Below are 15,414 nucleotides of genomic sequence, written 5' to 3' on the forward strand. Positions count from 1 at the left end.
AGCCCAAGGAGGAAGCTTTGCCCCAGCTATTCGACGACCTCGAGGACTTCGGGTCGTTCGACGACGCAGTGTCCGGCGACGTCCGCGATCCGTTTCCCGAACTGGCTCGCCTGCGGCGGGAGGAGCCGATCCAGCGGATCGACACGTCGGTGATGCCCGGCGAGGAGGGCAAGCCGGTCTTCATCGTGTACCGCTACGAGGACGCGCAGCAGATGCTGCGGGACAACGTGACGTTCTCCTCGTCCGGCGTCATCGCCGCCTTCGGACCGGTGCTCGGCGAACGCGTCATGCTTGGCATGGACGAACCCGTGCACGGCCGGCTGCGCAGCCTGGTATCGAAGGCCTTCACCCAGAAGTCGTTGGCGCGCTGGGAAGACGAACTCGTCGGGCGCGTCGGCAACGAGCTCATCGACAGGTTCGCGGCCGACGGCCGCGCCGATCTGGTCAAGCAGTTCACCTTCGATTACCCGAGCCGGATCATCGCGGGCCTGTTGGGCCTGCCGGAGCAGGACTACCCGCAGTTCCAGCGCTGGTCCATCTCGCTGCTGAGCTGGATTCTGAACCCCGAGCGCGGCCTGGCCGCGTCGGCGGCACTGTGCGACTACTTCGCCCCGATCCTGGAAGCCCGCCGGGCCCGGCCCGAGGACGACATGATCAGCCTGCTCGCCGATGCGCAGATCGACGGCGAAAAGCTGACCGACGAGGAGATCTTCTCCTTCCTCCGGCTGCTGCTGCCCGCCGGGGTGGAGACGACCTACCGTGCGCTGGGCAACCTGCTGTTCGGGCTGCTCTCCGACACCGCGCAACTGGACGCGGTCCGCGCCGACCGGTCGCTGCTGCCGCAGGCGATCGAGGAGGCGGTGCGCTGGAACCCGCCGCTGCTGACCATCACGCGGACGACGACGCGCGACACCGAGCTCGGTGGGGTGCAGATCCCGGAAGGGTGCTCGGTGCTGCCGATGCTCGGCTCCGCGAACCGCCAGGAAGATCGGTGGGACCAACCCGACGAGTTCGACATCTTCCGCACCCCCAAGAGCAATCTCGGCTGGGGCTACGGTGTGCACGTCTGCCTCGGCATGCACCTGGCCCGCCTGGAGATGCGCATCGCCGTCAACCTGCTGCTGGACCGGCTGCCGAATCTGCGCCTGGATCCCGACGGCGACGACCCGCACATCCGCGGCCAGGTCTTCCGGTCGCCGACCTCGCTGCCCGTGCTGTTCGATCCAAGGAGCGCTGCGTGAACGGTCCCGTCGACAACCCGATCGACTACGAGTCCGTCGACTACTTCACCGACGAGTCCCTCGTTCCCGACCCGTACCCCTACTTCGACCATCTACGGTCGAAATGCCCGGTGACAGAGGCGACCCCGTTCAACGTCCTGGCGGTCACCGGCTACGCCGAGGCACTGTCGGTCTACAAGAACCCCGCGTTCTCGTCATGTGTGTCGGTGGCCGGTCCGTTCTCCGGCATGCCGATCACGCCGGGGGACAGCGACGATGTGAGCGATCTGATCGAGCAGTACCGCGCCGCGGTACCGATGGCGGAGCACATCACCTCGCAGGACCCACCGTTGCACACCCGAACCCGGAGCCTGTTGAGCAGGCTGATCACGCCCAAGCGCCTCAAGGAGAACGAGGACTTCATGTGGCGGCTGGCCGATCAGCAGCTCGACACGTTCATCGACCGCGGTGCGGCCGAGTTCCTGGCCGACTACGCAAAGCCGTTCTCGGCGCTGGTGATCGCCGACCTGCTCGGTGTGCCCGACGAGGTCCACCAGGAGTTCAAGGAGGTTTTCGCCCTGGAGACGGTCGGCGAGCTGGGCAAGGAGGCGCCGACGACACACAATCCGTTGGAGTGGCTGAACGAGAAGTTCCACGGCTACATCGACGATCGCAGGCGTTCGCCGCGCGACGATGTGCTGACCGAACTGGCGCAGGCCAAGCATGAGGACGGCTCGACTCCCGACATCGAGGATGTGATCAACCTGTCGACGTTCCTGTTCGCCGCCGGAACCGAGACGACGACGAAGCTGGTGAGTTCCGCGGTGCGGATCATGGCGGACAATGCGGGGTACGAAGAGATGCTGCGCCGGGACCGCAGCAAGATCCCGGCCTTCCTCGAGGAGACGCTGCGGCTGGAGAGCCCGGTGCAATCCCACTTCCGGATGGCGCGCACCTCGACGACCATCGGTGACGTGGACGTCCCGGCCGGCACCACCGTCATGGTGTTGCCCGGGGCATGCAATCGCGACGGAAGAAAGTTCGATGCGCCCAACGAGTTCCAGCCCGACCGGTCGAACGTGCGCGAGCAGATCGCCTTTATCCGGGGTGCGCACTCCTGTCCGGGAGCCCCGCTGGCACGCTCCGAGGGCCGGATCTCACTGGAACGCATCCTCGACCGGATGAAGCACATCACGATCTCCGAAGAACATCACGGACCCATCGGGGACCGGCGGTACACCTATGAACCGTCGTTCATCATGCGCGGCCTCAGCGAACTCCACATCACGTTCAACCGCACCTGACCACACCCCTTTCGCCGAACTGGCATTCCGGCGGCGAAACAGCGAGTAGGGGCCTGCTGGAATGCCATTTCGGCGGAGATGATCGAACGAGGAGTCACATGGCCGGGAAGCTCGACGGCAAGGTCGCATTCATCACCGGAGCGGCGCGCGGGCAGGGGCGAGCGCACGCGATCGCGATGGCGAGGGAGGGCGCCGACATCATCGCCGTCGACATCTGCCGCGACATCCCCACCAATCCCTATCCGCTCGCCACGCCCGACGATCTCGCCGAGACCGAGCGGGCCGTCAAGGAGACCGGCCGCCGCATCGTCGCGCGCATCGCCGACGTCCGGGAACGCCACGAACTGCGGGACGCCGCCGACGCCGGGGTGGCCGACCTGGGCAGGATCGACATCGTCGTCGCCAACGCCGGCATTCTCCCGATGGCGATGGGCAAGCCGGACCCGATGCAGTTCGTCGACGCGTCCGACGTCGACCTGTTCGGGGTGATGAACACCGTCGCGGTCGCGCTCCCGCACCTTCCCGACGGAGCGTCGATCATCGTCACCGGCTCTACCGCGGGCATGATCCGGGGCACCACCGGCAATCCGAACATGGGACCCGGCGGGGCGGGCTACGGGTGGAGCAAGCGCATCGTCATGGAATACGTCGACGAGATGTGTCTTCACCTCGCGCCCAGGATGATTCGGGTCAACGCCATCCACCCGACGAACTGCAACACCCATCTGCTGCAGAACGACGGGATGTACAGCATGTTCCGGCCCGATCTGACCGCCGAGGGCAAGAAGGCCACCCGGGAGGATGCCGAACCGCTGTTCACGATCTTCCAGGCGATGCCGATCCCGTACATCGAACCCGAGGACACGGCCAACCTCGGCGTATTCCTGGCCAGCGACGACAGCCGCTACATCACCGGACAGCACATCCGGGTCGACGCCGGGTCGCTGCTGAAGTGGCCCAACGGGCCCGGGGGATAGCCGGTTTCGCGTATGCAAAAGGTGCCTTTCGGCCCTGGAGAGGAGCGGCAATGGGAGCGGTGATCATGCTGGGCACGTTGTTCGGCCTGATCGTGCTGATTTTCGCGCTGGTGCTGTATTTCGATCCCGAAGCGCGGGATCGGCATCGGTGACTGCCCGCTGCGACGAGCTCTCTGGAGAGGAGCCATCGATGAAGATCAGACGGCACCGATGAGCACCGGCCTGACTCCGGTGATGATCGCGGGGCTGTGCTTCGCCTATGTCGGCGGCGTCGCATTTCTCGCGGTGGGCGTGTACCTCAGCATCCGCCGGGGGCGTATCCATCCGCTGCTGCTGGTGTCCATTGCAGCGATCTCGTTCTCGTGGATCGAAGCGCCCTACGACTGGGCGATGTACGCGCAGTTCCCGCCGGCGCTGCCGCGGATGCCGTCGTGGTGGCCGCTGAACATGACGTGGGGTGGTGGGCTGCCGTCGGCGGTCCCGATCGGCTACATCTCCTACTTCGTGCTTCCCGCCGTCGTCGGTGCGGCGCTCGGCCGGCGACTGGTCCGGCGATTCGGCTGGCGCAGGCCGCAGAGCCTGTTGGTGGTCGGTCTGATCGTCGGTTTCTGCTGGGCGCTGTTCTTCAACGCGGTCGTCGGCGCCCGGCTCGGTGTCTTCTACTACGGCTATGTGATCCCCGGGCTGGCGATCTTCGAGGGAAGCAGGCATCAGTATCCGATCTACGACGCGATCGCGATGGGTGTGCAGATGATGGTCTTCACGTACCTGCTCGGCAGGACGGACTCGCAGGGCCGCAACGTGATCGAGGTGTGGGCCGACCGGCACTCGGCGAGCCGGCTCGGGTCGGCGCTGCTGTCGATCGTCGCCGTCGTCATTGTCGGGCACGCGTTCTACGCGGCGGTGTTCGCTCCGCACCTGGCCACGAAGCTCGGCGGCTTCGTCACCGAGGGGCCCTCCGAGCAGCTGTTCCCGGGAATCCCGAACCAACCGAGATAGGCAACACCGTGACCACCGACCCCGCCGTCGAGCTGTACTACGACCCGTTCGACTACGCCATCGACGACGATCCCTACCCGGTGTGGCAGCGGATGCGCGCCGAAGCGCCCTTGTACTACAACGAGAAGTACAACTTCTTCGCGCTGAGTCGCCATGACGATGTCGCAGAAGCGCTTCCGGACTGGCAGACCTATCGGTCCGGGCGGGGCACCACCGCCGACATCCTGTTCAGCGGGATCGAGGTGCCGCCCGGCATTCTGCTGTTCGAGGACCCGCCGCTGCACGACCTGCACCGGCGGCTGCTGTCGCGCGTGTTCACGCCCCGCCGGATGCTCGCCGTGGAGGATCTGGTGCGCGAGTTCTGCTCGACTGCCCTGGATCCCCTGATCGGCACCGAGGGGTTCGACTTCGTCGCCGATCTCGGCGCCTTCATGCCGATGCGCACCATCGGCTATCTGTTGGGTATCCCCGAGGAGGGACAGCAGCAGATCCGGGATCTCAACGACGCCCTCATCGCGGTCGCTGCCGAGCAGGGCGACTCCGGCGATATCAGCCCGACGGTCTTCCAGCAGTCGATCGCGATGTTCGCCGACTACATCGAATGGCGCGCGTCGCACCCGTCCGAGGACCTGATGACCGAGTTGCTCAATGCCGAGGTGGAAGAAACGGACGGAACCCGTCGTCCGCTGGAACGCACCGAGGTTCTGGCCTACACCGCGATGATCGCCGGCGCCGGCAACGAGACCACCGCCAGGCTCATCGGATTCATCGGCGAACAGCTCGCGTTACATCCCGACCAACGTCACGAACTCGCCGCCGATCCTTCGCTGATTCCGGCGGCCGTGGAGGAGACGCTGCGCTACGAGGCGCCGTCGCCGGTGCAGGCGCGTTACGTCGCCCGGGATGTCGAACTCTACGGGCGCGACGTGCCGGAGGGGTCCTACATGTTGTTGCTCAACGGTTCGGCCAACCGCGACGAGTCACGCTTCGCCGATCCCGATCGCTTCGACATCCACCGGACCGGAGGGCATCTGAGCTTCGGCCAGGGGCTGCACTTCTGCCTCGGCGCGGCGCTGGCTCGGCTCGAGGCCCGGGTGGCGTTCGAGGAAGTTCTCGCGAGGTGGACCGACTGGAACGTCGACTACAACAACGCGAGCAGAGCCCGGACATCCAGCGTGCGTGGCTGGGCGCGGCTTCCGGTGCACACTGGGTGACGCTGGGTCAGCCGGGTGCCGCCGCCCGCTCCGAGGGCAGATTCTCCTGGCTGGCCGCCCAGGACGCCAGCAGCTTGAGCCCGTCGGCGGTAGGGGTGCCCGCTGCGGCGGTGTAGATGTTGAGCTGCAACCCGGGCTCGGCCGGAAGCTCCATCGCCTCGAAGTCGAGATCGAGCTGACCCACCACCGGATGCCGCAGTCGCTTGCGGCCCGACCGGTGGAACCGGACGTCCTGCGAGGCCCAGCGCTGGCGGAACAACTCACTGCGGGTGGACAATTCACCGACCAAAGCGATCAGTTCCTCGTCGTTCGGGTTGCGGCCGGCCTCCATCCGCAGCATCGCCGCGGCGTCACGGGCAACCTGGTCGTAGTCGACGAAGAACTCCTCGGCCTCCACCGGATTCAAGTAGACGAACCGGGTGGTGTTGGCCAGCCGGCGCGGATCGGCCAGCACCGGCGAGTACAACGCGCGGGCCAGCTGATTCATCGCCAGCACGTCGTGGCGGCCGTTGCGGATCCAGGCCGGGGCGTCGGTGATCGCGTCGAGAACCTGCTGCAGTGCCGGGCGGATGGTGGCGGTGGTCTTCCGTTGGCGGCGGCCCCGCCCCGATCCCGACTCGCGGGCGAGTGCGAACAGGTGGTCACGTTCGGCTTCGTCGAGTTGCAGCGCCGAGGCCAGCGAGTCCAGCACGCCCTCTGACGCGCCCGCGAGGCTGCCGCGCTCCATTCGTACGTAGTAGTCGACCGACACGCCCGCGAGCATCGCCACCTCCTCGCGGCGCAACCCCTTGACCCGTCGATTGCCACCGTAGGCGGGCAGGCCGGACTGTTCGGGGCTCAGGCGGGCGCGCCGCGAGCTCAGGAACTCGCGGATCTCGCTGCGCAGGTCGATCGTGCCCATGACTCCACGGTAGGCGGGGCGGCCCGGCCGTGGGGAGTACTGCGGATACCCCGCGCCAAGGGTGTGCCGCGCGCTCGTCACGCGGTGTTCGACTCGAGCGCGACCGGCTGCTGTGGGAGCAGCCGAATGCCCGGCGTTCGGATCACGGCGACTGCGACGACGGCGGACACCAGGATCAGCACGCCGTAGCACAGCGCGATCACGTCCAACGGCAGGGAGACGGCCAGCCGGCCGGCGATCAGCCCCGGAATGGCCGCCCCACCGTAGGAGACCAGGAAGATCGTGGCCAACAGCCCAGCCCGGTCGGCGGGTGCCGCGTCGTCCAGCATTGCCCGGGTAGCGCCGGTGTTGGCCGCACCCATCGCGAGGCCGGCCGCGAGGCTGGCCACCAGGAACGGCCCGATCAGCTCGGCGTGCAGCGCGGCCAGAATCGCCGCGGTGGCGAGCACGAACAGCGCCAGGCCCCACCGCACCGCACCGGTCGGCCGCAGCCGGCCGGTGACTGACCCGCCGAGCGGGCTCAACACCATGACCGAGGCGAATACGACGGCGGCGGTCAGGTTGTTGTCGGTGCCGAGATGGTCCGCGGTCAGTGTCGGCGCGAAGGCCTGGAAGAACCCGCCCAGCGACCACGTCGCGACGAACACGGCGCCGATGGCGACCAGCAACCGGCCCCCACCTCGGGGGACGCAGATCCTGGGCCGCAACGACGCCGGCGCCCCTGGCCTGCGTGCCGCGGTTTCCGGGCACAGGGCGAGCAGGACGGCACAGACCACCAGAACAGCGGCCACGATGGCGAAGACCAGCACCCGCGGAGCGGGCGCGTACTGCACCAGCGCGCCGGAGATCAACGCGCCCAACGGGATCGCAAAGGGTGGCGCATTGCTGGCCACCATCGGGGCAAGCCAGCGCGGGCGTGACGGCGCGGTGTCGATGACGTAGGCCCCGACGGCGCTGGAGGCGATGCCGCAGGCCAGGCCCTGCAACGCCCGGGCGATCAGCAGCGCGGTCAGCCCGTCGATGCGCATGAGCACCAGGCAACCGGCCACGGCGCTGAGCACCGCGGCGGCCGCCATGGCGCGCCGACCCAGATGGTTGGACAGTCTGCCCAACGTGAGCAGCGACACGGCGGTGACGCCCAGGTAGGTGACGGTGGTCAGTGCCAGTCCGGAGTTCGTGGCGCCGTTCTCGACCCGAAACGTGTTGTAGAGCGGGATCGCCGTCCCGGAAGCGAGGAACACCATGACGAGCGTGGTTGCGGCGGTCGCGAACGCGACCGATTCCGGCAGCCGAGGCCACCCGGTCGACCTGCTCAAGCCGTTTCTGATCACGTGCCCTCTTCGTCGTCGGCGCCCTTCCAGCATCGACGTCCGCGCGGGGGCGGGGGAGTCACTGATGATCCAGGCACTGGCAGTACCCCGATAGAGAGGGACTCCCACCCCGGTGCGCAACGGCGTTTGATGAAGACATCGAACGAAGGAGGACGCGACGTGAAGCATGTGAAGCTGCGGGACCTGGAGGTATCACGCATCGGCCTGGGTGCCATGGGCATGTCGTTCGGCTACACCGGCGCCGGCGCCGACGACGCCGAGTCGATCCGCACCATCCACCGGGCGCTCGACCTCGGTGTCACATTCATCGACACCGCCGAGATCTACGGCCCCTACACCAATGAGGAGCTCGTCGGGCGGGCGCTGAAAGGGCGGCGCGACGGCGTCGTCGTGGCCAGCAAGTTCGGCATGATCTCGCACGCCGGCGGCGGTCCGGGCCATCTCGACAGCAGCCCGGCCAACATCCGCACCGCCGTCGAGGGATCGCTGCGCCGCCTCGGCACCGACCACATCGACCTCTACTACCAGCACCGGGTCGACCCCACCACTCCCATCGAGGACACCGTCGGGGCGCTCGCCGAACTGGTCGGCCAGGGCAAGATCCGGCACATCGGCCTGTCCGAAGCCGGAGTGGGCACCATCCGCCGCGCCCATGCGGTGCATCCGGTCACCGCCCTGCAGTCCGAGTACTCGCTGTGGACGCGCGACCCCGAGCCCGCCGTGCTGCCGGCCCTTCGCGAACTCGGGATCGGTTTTGTGCCGTATTCCCCACTGGGGCATGGCTTTCTCACCGGCACGATCCAATCGATGGATGACCTCGATGACGGCGACTGGCGCAAGACCAGTCCCCGGTTCATGGGGGAGAACTTCGACCGCAATCGCCGCATCGCCGACGAGGTCGCCGCGGTGGCGGCGCAGATCGGCGCCACCCCGGCACAGGTCGCCATCGCGTGGATATTGACCAAGGGGGACCAGTTCGGCGTGGGCATCGCTCCGATTCCGGGGACCAAACGGGTCAGCCGGGTCGAGGAGAACGTCGCCGCGGACGCCGTCACGCTGACCGATGAACAGGTCGACACCTTGAACAATCTGACGCCGCCGGTCGGAGATCACCACAACGAGGCGCAGATGGCGATGATCGACCGCTGACCGGAAGCGAGGAGACACCGTGAAAGCGGCAATCTTCAACGGGCCAGGCAAGATCGACGTGAGCGAACGCCCCCGACCCGACGATCCAACCGGGCAAGGTCTTCTATTTCACCACCGACCTCGACGGCATCGCCGAGGCCTACGCCACGATGGACGAGCGGCGCGCCATCAAGTCGCTGATCAAGGTCGGCGGCCCGCGCTGACGCCCCGGCCAACGGGGCGGCATCGACGGTCACGAGGATTTCCTACACTGACCCCGTGACCGACGCCGTGACCGAACCCGCCCGCCCGCTCGCCGGAGTGCGCATCGTCGAGATCTCCAGCTTCGTCGCGGTGCCGCTGGCGGGCATGACGCTGGCCCAGCTGGGCGCCGAGGTGGTGCGGGTGGATCCGATCGGCGGCGCCGCCGACTACCGTCGCTGGCCGTTGACCGAATCGGGCGAGAGCATCTACTGGGCCGGGCTGAACAAGGGCAAGCGGTCGCTGGCCGTCGACATGCGCTCCGAGGAGGGTCAGCAGCTGATCTGCCGGTTGATCGCCGACAGCGGGGTGTTCATCACCAATGTCGCCGGTAGGCAATGGCATTCCTACGATGCGCTGAGCGCGCTGCGCCCGGATGTGATCCACGTCGAGGTGTCCGGGCGGGCCGACGGTGGCACCGGAGTCGACTACACCGTCAACGCCGCGATCGGGTTCCCGCTGGTCACGGGCCCGGCCGGGTTGGCCGCCCCGGTCAACCACGTGCTGCCGGCCTGGGACGTCACCTGCGGGATCTACACGGCGCTGTCGGTGGTCACCGCGCTGCGGCACCGCGACGCGACCGGGCACGGCCAGCGGATCAGCATCCCGCTGGAGAACGTCGCGCTCGCTACGGCGGGTAACCTGAGCCTGCTCACCGAGGCGATGGTCAACGGCACCTCCCGGCAACGCATCGGCAACGCCGTCTACGGCACCTACGGCCAGAACTTCACCAGCAGTGACGGTGTCGCGTTCATGGTCGTGGCGCTGACCGGCCGGCACTTCCGTGATCTGACGTCGCTGACCGGAACCGCCGAAGCCGTTGCCGCCCTGGCGGAATCGCTGGGCGCCGACTTCTCCGACGAAGGCGAGCGATACCGTCACCGCGACGCGCTCAGCGGTCTGTTCGCCGAATGGTTCGGCGCCCACACCGGCGCCGAGGTCAGCGCATCGCTGGCCCGGACATCGGTGCTGTGGGAGCGCTACCAGTCGTTCGGCGAGACGGCCGTCGATCCCCGGGTGACTGCCAACCCGCTGTTCACCGAGCTGGACCAGCCACGGATCGGGCGTCACCTGGCCGCGGGCCTGCCGGTGGCGATCGACGGCGAATACCCGGCGGCCGTTCCGGCTCCGGCCCTCGGGGACGACACCGCCGCGGTGCTGGGCGAGTGGTTGTCGATGAGCCCCGCGCAGATCGATGCACTGCTGACCTCGGGCACCGTGTCGTGAGCACCCTGCTCGGGTTGCTCGACGTGTCCGAGATCGGCGAGGACACCTGGCGGGGACGGGGCAGCGGGCCGGACGGAAAGCGTACCTACGGAGGCCAACTCGCGGCCCAGAGCCTGGCCGCGGCGTGCCGCACGGTGGACCCGGGCAAGGCTCCGACCGCCATGCACCTGCAGTTCCTGCGCGGCGGCGACGCCGGCGACCCGGTCGACTACCGGGTCGAGCGGGTGTACGACGGCCGGACCGTGGCGTCCCGACGGGTCGAGGCGCACCAGGGCGGGCGGCTGCTGACCACATCCACGATCTCGTTCGCCGCTGCGCTGCCCGGCCCTGAACACGGCCACCTGGCGCCGCCGGAAGACCCCGATTCGCTGCCGGCCACCGGGCCCGCGGGGCCCGCACCGTCGCTGCCACTCGACGAACTGGACATCAGGTTCGTCGATGTGGGATCCGGCGAGGACTTCGTCCGGCGGCAGTGTTGGCGTGCAACGGTTCCGCTGCCGGCCGACCTGCTGGTGCACACGTTGATCGCCGTGTACGTCACCGACGTGTACCTGATGGACCCGGCGCTGCACGTGCACGGCCACTCGATGCGCTCACGCACTCACCGCAGCGCCACCACCGACTGGTCGGTCTGGTTTCACCGCCGGGTGCACGCCGACCGGTGGAACCTGCTGGAGTCCCGGTCGCCGGCCGCCGCGCGGGGCCGCGGTGTGGTGAGCGCCGTGCTGATCGGTGCCGACGGCGACATCGCCGCCACCCTCGTGCAGGAGGGGCTCATCGCCGAGCGGGAGTGAACCGCCCGCTCACATGCGGTAGTAGCGGCTACGGACGAAGCTGTAGGCGCCGAATGCGGCGATCCCGAGCGCGGCGATGATGAGCAGGAACTTGCCGAACGGTGCCTGGCCCAGCGTCTTGACCGCTGCATCGATACCGGACGCCTTCGACGGGTCGGCCTGCAGGGTCGCGACGATGACGAGGATCCCGGCGCCACCGAGGACGAGGCCCTTGGCGGTGTAGCCGGCGACCCCGGTGGCTACCACGACGGGTCCGCCGGACACCGTCAACTCGTCGAGAAACTTCTGGGAGATGCCCTTGTAGACGTGGTAGCAGCCGACGGCCAGCACACCGAGGCCCACGGTGATCAGCAGCGCCTTGCCCCATGCCGAATGCATCAGCTCTGCGGACATCCCAGCCTTCTGCTGACTGCCGGACTGCCCACCGCCCATCGCGAACCTCGCTGCGGACAACGCGATGCTGAAGTTCACCAGCGCCAGGGCGATCGACTTCGCCCGCTTCCATGCCGGGCGGTCGCCCTTGCCGCCCTTGCCGCCGCTGTGCTCGTCGGGTTTGGCCCCGAGCACCGCCTCGGCGATGCGCCACAGACCGAGTGCTGCCAGGCCGGCGGCCGCCGCCCACAACACGAGCATGCCGCCCGGCTGGGCGGCCAGGGTGGCCAGCGCGCCGGACTGGTCGGCGTTGCCGCCGCCCCCCAGCGCCAGTCGCACCACGATGTAGGCGATCAGCAGGTGCAGGACGCCGCTGGCGGCGAAGCCGACCCGCGCGGTGTATTCGAACGCGCCGCTGTCCGTCGCGCGATCGGCGACGCCGCGCAGCGACGCGGAGCTGGTTCTGGTGGCCATGACGTCCTCCCGGTCGACCGATGGCCGCCCTATACCCGCATTTCGACGACGCCGAAACCACCGGCGCCGATCCGACGCCCGCCCTGGGGATGAATCCGCAGTTGGGGATGAAGGGGCCGGGAGGCGGGCTTGCTGTCGTGGCGAAGCCGCAAGGTCGACACCATGACGAGAACAGACGACCGCGCACGGGTCGGCGCGTTGGGTGAACAGCTGGCCGCCGACTTTCTGATCGAGTCGGGCCTGCGCGTGCTGGCCCGCAACTGGCGGTGCCGCCACGGCGAGCTGGATCTGATCGCCGCCGACGACACCACGCGCACGGTGGTGTTCGTGGAGGTGAAGACCCGCACCGGCGACGGGTACGGCGGGCCCGCCCAGGCGGTCACACCGGTGAAGGTGCGCCGACTGCGGCGGCTGGCCGGGCTGTGGCTGGCCCAGCACGGCGGGGGCTGGGCCGGCGTACGCATCGACGTGATCGCGATCAGGCTCGGGCGGCGCGAACCGGAGATCACCCACATCCAGGGGGTGGGGTGATGGCGCTGGGCCGGGCCTATTCGGTGGCCGTGCACGGCGTGGACGGGGAGATCGTCGAGATCGAGGCCCACATCACCGGGGGCCTGCCCGGGGTGCACCTGGTCGGGCTGGGCGATGCCGCGTTGCGGGAGTCGCGGGACCGGGTGCGCGCGGCGATCACCAACTGCGACTTCGACTGGCCGCAGACCCGGCTGACGCTGGCCCTCTCGCCGGCGACGCTGCCGAAGATGGGTTCGGTGTACGACCTGGCACTGGCCACCGTGGTGCTCTCGGCGCAGGGCGGGGTGTCGTGGCCGCGGCTGGAGAAGACCGTGCTGCTGGGGGAGCTGGCCCTCGACGGCCGGATCCGGCCCGTCAAGGGGGTGCTGCCCGCTGTGCTGTGCGCGCAGAAGCAGGGTTGGCCGGCGGTGGTGGTGCCGATCGACAACCTGGCTGAGGCCAGCCTGGTCAGCGGAATCGAGGTGTGGGGAGCCCGCAGCCTCGGGCAGCTACGGGCGTGGCTGGCCGGCAAGGGCGATCTGGACGGCCGCCTCGACAATCCGCCTGCGAGCCCGGGCACCGCCATGGACCTCGCCGATGTGGTGGGGCAGTCCGCAGCCCGGTACGCGGTCGAGGTCGCCGCCGCCGGCGCCCACAACCTGATGATGACCGGACCGCCCGGGGTGGGCAAGACCATGCTGGCGCAACGTCTTCCGGGCCTGCTGCCGGCGCTGTCGTCCGAAGAGGCGTTGGAGGTCACCGCGATCCACTCGGTGGCGGGGCTGTTGACCGGGGAGTCCCCGTTGATCACCCGCCCACCGTTCGTCGCGCCGCACCACACGTCGAGTGTTGCGGCCTTGGTCGGCGGGGGATCGGGGATGGCCCGGCCGGGAGCGGTCAGCCGTGCGCACCGCGGCGTTCTGTTCCTCGACGAGTTCGCCGAGATCAACACCAACGCGCTGGAGGCTCTGCGAACGCCGTTGGAAGACGGCGAGATCCGACTCGCACGCCGACAGGGGGTGGCGCGGTATCCGTCGCGATTCCAGTTGGTGCTCGCGGCCAATCTCTGTCCGTGCGCACCTCCGGACCCCCGGGACTGCGTGTGCGGCGCCGCCGAGCGGCGACGCTACCGAAGCAAGCTGTCCGGGCCGCTGCTGGACCGTGTCGATCTGCGCGTCGAGATGCACGCGTCGCGGGCAGGAACCTTCAGCGCGGGCGACGGTGAACCGACCGCCGTTGTCCGAGAACGGGTCTTGGCTGCCCGCAGGGCGGCCGAGGAGCGCTGGCGACCGCACGGCATCGCGACCAACGCCGAAGTGAGTGGGGCACTGCTGCGCCGCAGGTTCGCCCTCGATGCGGCTGCGACGGCCCCGCTGCGGACCGCGGTCGACCGCGGAGCCCTGAGCATCCGCGGCATGGACCGCACGGTGCGCGTTGCGTGGACCCTGGGCGACCTGGCCGGCCGCTCGTCGCCGAACAAGGAGGACGTCATGCGCGCGCTGGCATTCCGGCAGGCGGGGATGCACTGATGGACAGCGCAACCCGCCGGGCCTACGCGTATCTGTCCCGGGTCGCCGAACCGCCGAACCCACGGCTGGCGAGTCTGGTCGCCGAGTTCGGGCCGGCGGACGCCGCCGACCGCATCCGCCGGCGGGCGGTCACCGACACACACCTGACCCGGGCGACCGAGGCCCGTTGCCAGATCGACTGTGCTGAAGACGATCTCGCCACGCTCGACCGGATGGGGGGTCGTCTGGTCAGCGCCGAGGACGACGAGTGGCCGGCCCTGGCGTTCGCCGCGTTCCCCCGGATCGACTCGAACAAGCCGCAGGCCCATCCGCCGTTGGTGCTGTGGGTCGCCGGTCCGGCCCGCATTGACGACATCGCGGATCGAGCCGCCGCCATCGTGGGCACCCGGGCGGCCACCTCCTACGGCGAACATGTCGCCGCCGAGCTGGCGGCCGGGCTGGCCGAGCGCGACGTGGCGGTCGTGTCCGGCGGCGCCTACGGCATCGACGGCGTGGCGCACCGCGCGTGCCTGGCGGCCGACGGGCGGACCGTTGCCGTGCTGGCCTGCGGGATCGACGTCCCGTATCCGTCCGGGCACTCGGCGCTGTTGCACCGGATCTCCAGAACCGGGTTGATCGTCAGCGAGCATCCGCCGGGGGTTCGGCCCACCCGGAGACAGTTCCTGGCCCGCAACCGGCTGGTCGCGGCACTCGGCGGAGCCACCGTCGTCGTCGAGGCCGGGATCCGCAGCGGTGCGGCCAGCACCGCGGCCTGGGCGCAAGCACTCGGCCGGCCGGTGGGTGCGGTGCCGGGTCCGGTGACATCGGCCGCCTCTGCGGGATGTCACGCGTTGATCGCGTCCCGAGCGGCGGTTCTGGTGACGCGGGCGGGCGAGGTCGTCGAGTTGGTCGGCCGCATCGGCGAACTGGCCCCCGAGCAGGCTCGCCCGGTCAACGAACTCGACGACCTGTCCGAGGACGAGCTCACCGTCTACGAAGCGTTGCCGCGGCGCGGCAGTCGCACCGTCGACGAGATCTCGGTCACCGCCGGGATGCCGGCCACCGCGGTACTCGGCCCGCTGACGATGCTGGACGTGCGCGGGTTGGTCACTCAGGTGGACGGCTGCTGGAAGTTGGCCAAACGATAGCGGCCTGCGGTCACACCGGCGCTCGTATAGTCGGATCGACGGCCGG

General features: G+C 69.0%; 14 protein-coding genes. 11 read left to right on the forward strand and 3 right to left on the reverse strand.

Features of this window, described 5'->3' with window-relative positions:
* Positions 1-17 precede the first annotated feature (17 nt).
* From JDV09_RS01385 to JDV09_RS01405, 5 genes are all read left to right on the forward strand, one after another.
* Positions 18-1,241, forward strand: a complete 1,224-nt coding sequence (locus JDV09_RS01385) for a cytochrome P450 (protein ID WP_221367298.1) — start codon at positions 18-20, stop codon at positions 1,239-1,241.
* On the forward strand, positions 1,238-2,524 hold the full coding sequence (locus JDV09_RS01390; protein ID WP_308123967.1) for a cytochrome P450: 1,287 nt from the start codon (positions 1,238-1,240) through the stop codon (positions 2,522-2,524). Before JDV09_RS01385 ends, JDV09_RS01390 begins: the two co-directional genes overlap by 4 nt.
* A 98-nt stretch (positions 2,525-2,622) precedes the next feature.
* Complete coding sequence (locus JDV09_RS01395) at positions 2,623-3,501, forward strand: mycofactocin-coupled SDR family oxidoreductase (protein ID WP_221367299.1); 879 nt, start codon at positions 2,623-2,625, stop codon at positions 3,499-3,501.
* Between the two features lie 210 nt (positions 3,502-3,711).
* A complete protein-coding gene (locus tag JDV09_RS01400) occupies positions 3,712-4,500 on the forward strand; it encodes a spirocyclase AveC family protein (RefSeq protein ID WP_221367300.1) in 789 nt (262 codons plus the stop codon).
* A gap of 8 nt (positions 4,501-4,508) precedes the next feature.
* Positions 4,509-5,714, forward strand: a complete 1,206-nt coding sequence (locus tag JDV09_RS01405; protein WP_221367301.1) for a cytochrome P450 — start codon at positions 4,509-4,511, stop codon at positions 5,712-5,714.
* 7 nt (positions 5,715-5,721) lie between these two features.
* Here JDV09_RS01405 and JDV09_RS01410 read toward each other — a convergent pair whose 3' ends face one another.
* Both JDV09_RS01410 and JDV09_RS01415 read right to left on the reverse strand, forming a co-directional pair.
* Positions 5,722-6,615, reverse strand: coding sequence for a helix-turn-helix transcriptional regulator (locus JDV09_RS01410; RefSeq protein ID WP_221367302.1), 894 nt, complete (start codon positions 6,613-6,615; stop codon positions 5,722-5,724).
* Between the two features lie 77 nt (positions 6,616-6,692).
* Positions 6,693-7,931 (reverse strand): MFS transporter, encoded by a 1,239-nt coding sequence (locus JDV09_RS01415; RefSeq protein ID WP_221367303.1) that lies wholly within the window; start codon positions 7,929-7,931, stop codon positions 6,693-6,695.
* A gap of 174 nt (positions 7,932-8,105) precedes the next feature.
* Between JDV09_RS01415 and JDV09_RS01420 the strand changes: the two genes are divergently transcribed.
* The 3 genes from JDV09_RS01420 (at position 8,106) to JDV09_RS01430 (ending at position 11,356) form a co-directional block, all read left to right on the forward strand.
* A complete protein-coding gene (locus JDV09_RS01420) occupies positions 8,106-9,095 on the forward strand; it encodes an aldo/keto reductase (protein ID WP_221367304.1) in 990 nt (329 codons plus the stop codon).
* 258 nt (positions 9,096-9,353) lie between these two features.
* The gene (locus tag JDV09_RS01425) at positions 9,354-10,562 is read left to right on the forward strand and encodes a CoA transferase (RefSeq protein ID WP_221367305.1); all 1,209 of its coding nucleotides are present in this window, start codon (positions 9,354-9,356) and stop codon (positions 10,560-10,562) included.
* Positions 10,559-11,356, forward strand: coding sequence for an acyl-CoA thioesterase (locus JDV09_RS01430; protein ID WP_221367306.1), 798 nt, complete (start codon positions 10,559-10,561; stop codon positions 11,354-11,356). Before JDV09_RS01425 ends, JDV09_RS01430 begins: the two co-directional genes overlap by 4 nt.
* A gap of 9 nt (positions 11,357-11,365) precedes the next feature.
* On the opposite strand, the gene JDV09_RS01435 is transcribed toward JDV09_RS01430, so the two are convergent.
* Positions 11,366-12,202: a DUF1206 domain-containing protein gene (locus JDV09_RS01435; protein ID WP_221367307.1), complete on the reverse strand. Its 837-nt coding sequence runs from the start codon at positions 12,200-12,202 to the stop codon at positions 11,366-11,368.
* 162 nt (positions 12,203-12,364) lie between these two features.
* On the opposite strand from JDV09_RS01435, the gene JDV09_RS01440 reads away from it, so the two are divergent.
* The 3 genes from JDV09_RS01440 to dprA are packed head-to-tail and all read left to right on the forward strand — an operon-like array spanning position 12,365 to position 15,368.
* Positions 12,365-12,733 (forward strand): YraN family protein, encoded by a 369-nt coding sequence (locus tag JDV09_RS01440; protein ID WP_221367308.1) that lies wholly within the window; start codon positions 12,365-12,367, stop codon positions 12,731-12,733.
* Complete coding sequence (locus tag JDV09_RS01445) at positions 12,733-14,241, forward strand: YifB family Mg chelatase-like AAA ATPase (RefSeq protein WP_221367309.1); 1,509 nt, start codon at positions 12,733-12,735, stop codon at positions 14,239-14,241. The genes JDV09_RS01440 and JDV09_RS01445 overlap by 1 nt, the downstream gene beginning before the upstream one ends.
* Positions 14,241-15,368 carry a DNA-processing protein DprA gene (gene dprA / locus JDV09_RS01450; protein ID WP_221367310.1) on the forward strand — a complete coding sequence of 376 codons (1,128 nt, stop codon included), beginning with the start codon at positions 14,241-14,243 and terminating at the stop codon, positions 15,366-15,368. The genes JDV09_RS01445 and dprA overlap by 1 nt, the downstream gene beginning before the upstream one ends.
* Positions 15,369-15,414: the final 46 nt, after the last annotated feature.

Source organism: Mycolicibacterium xanthum (assembly GCF_019710635.1).
In the GTDB taxonomy this organism is placed as follows: Bacteria; Actinomycetota; Actinomycetes; order Mycobacteriales; family Mycobacteriaceae; genus Mycobacterium; species Mycobacterium xanthum.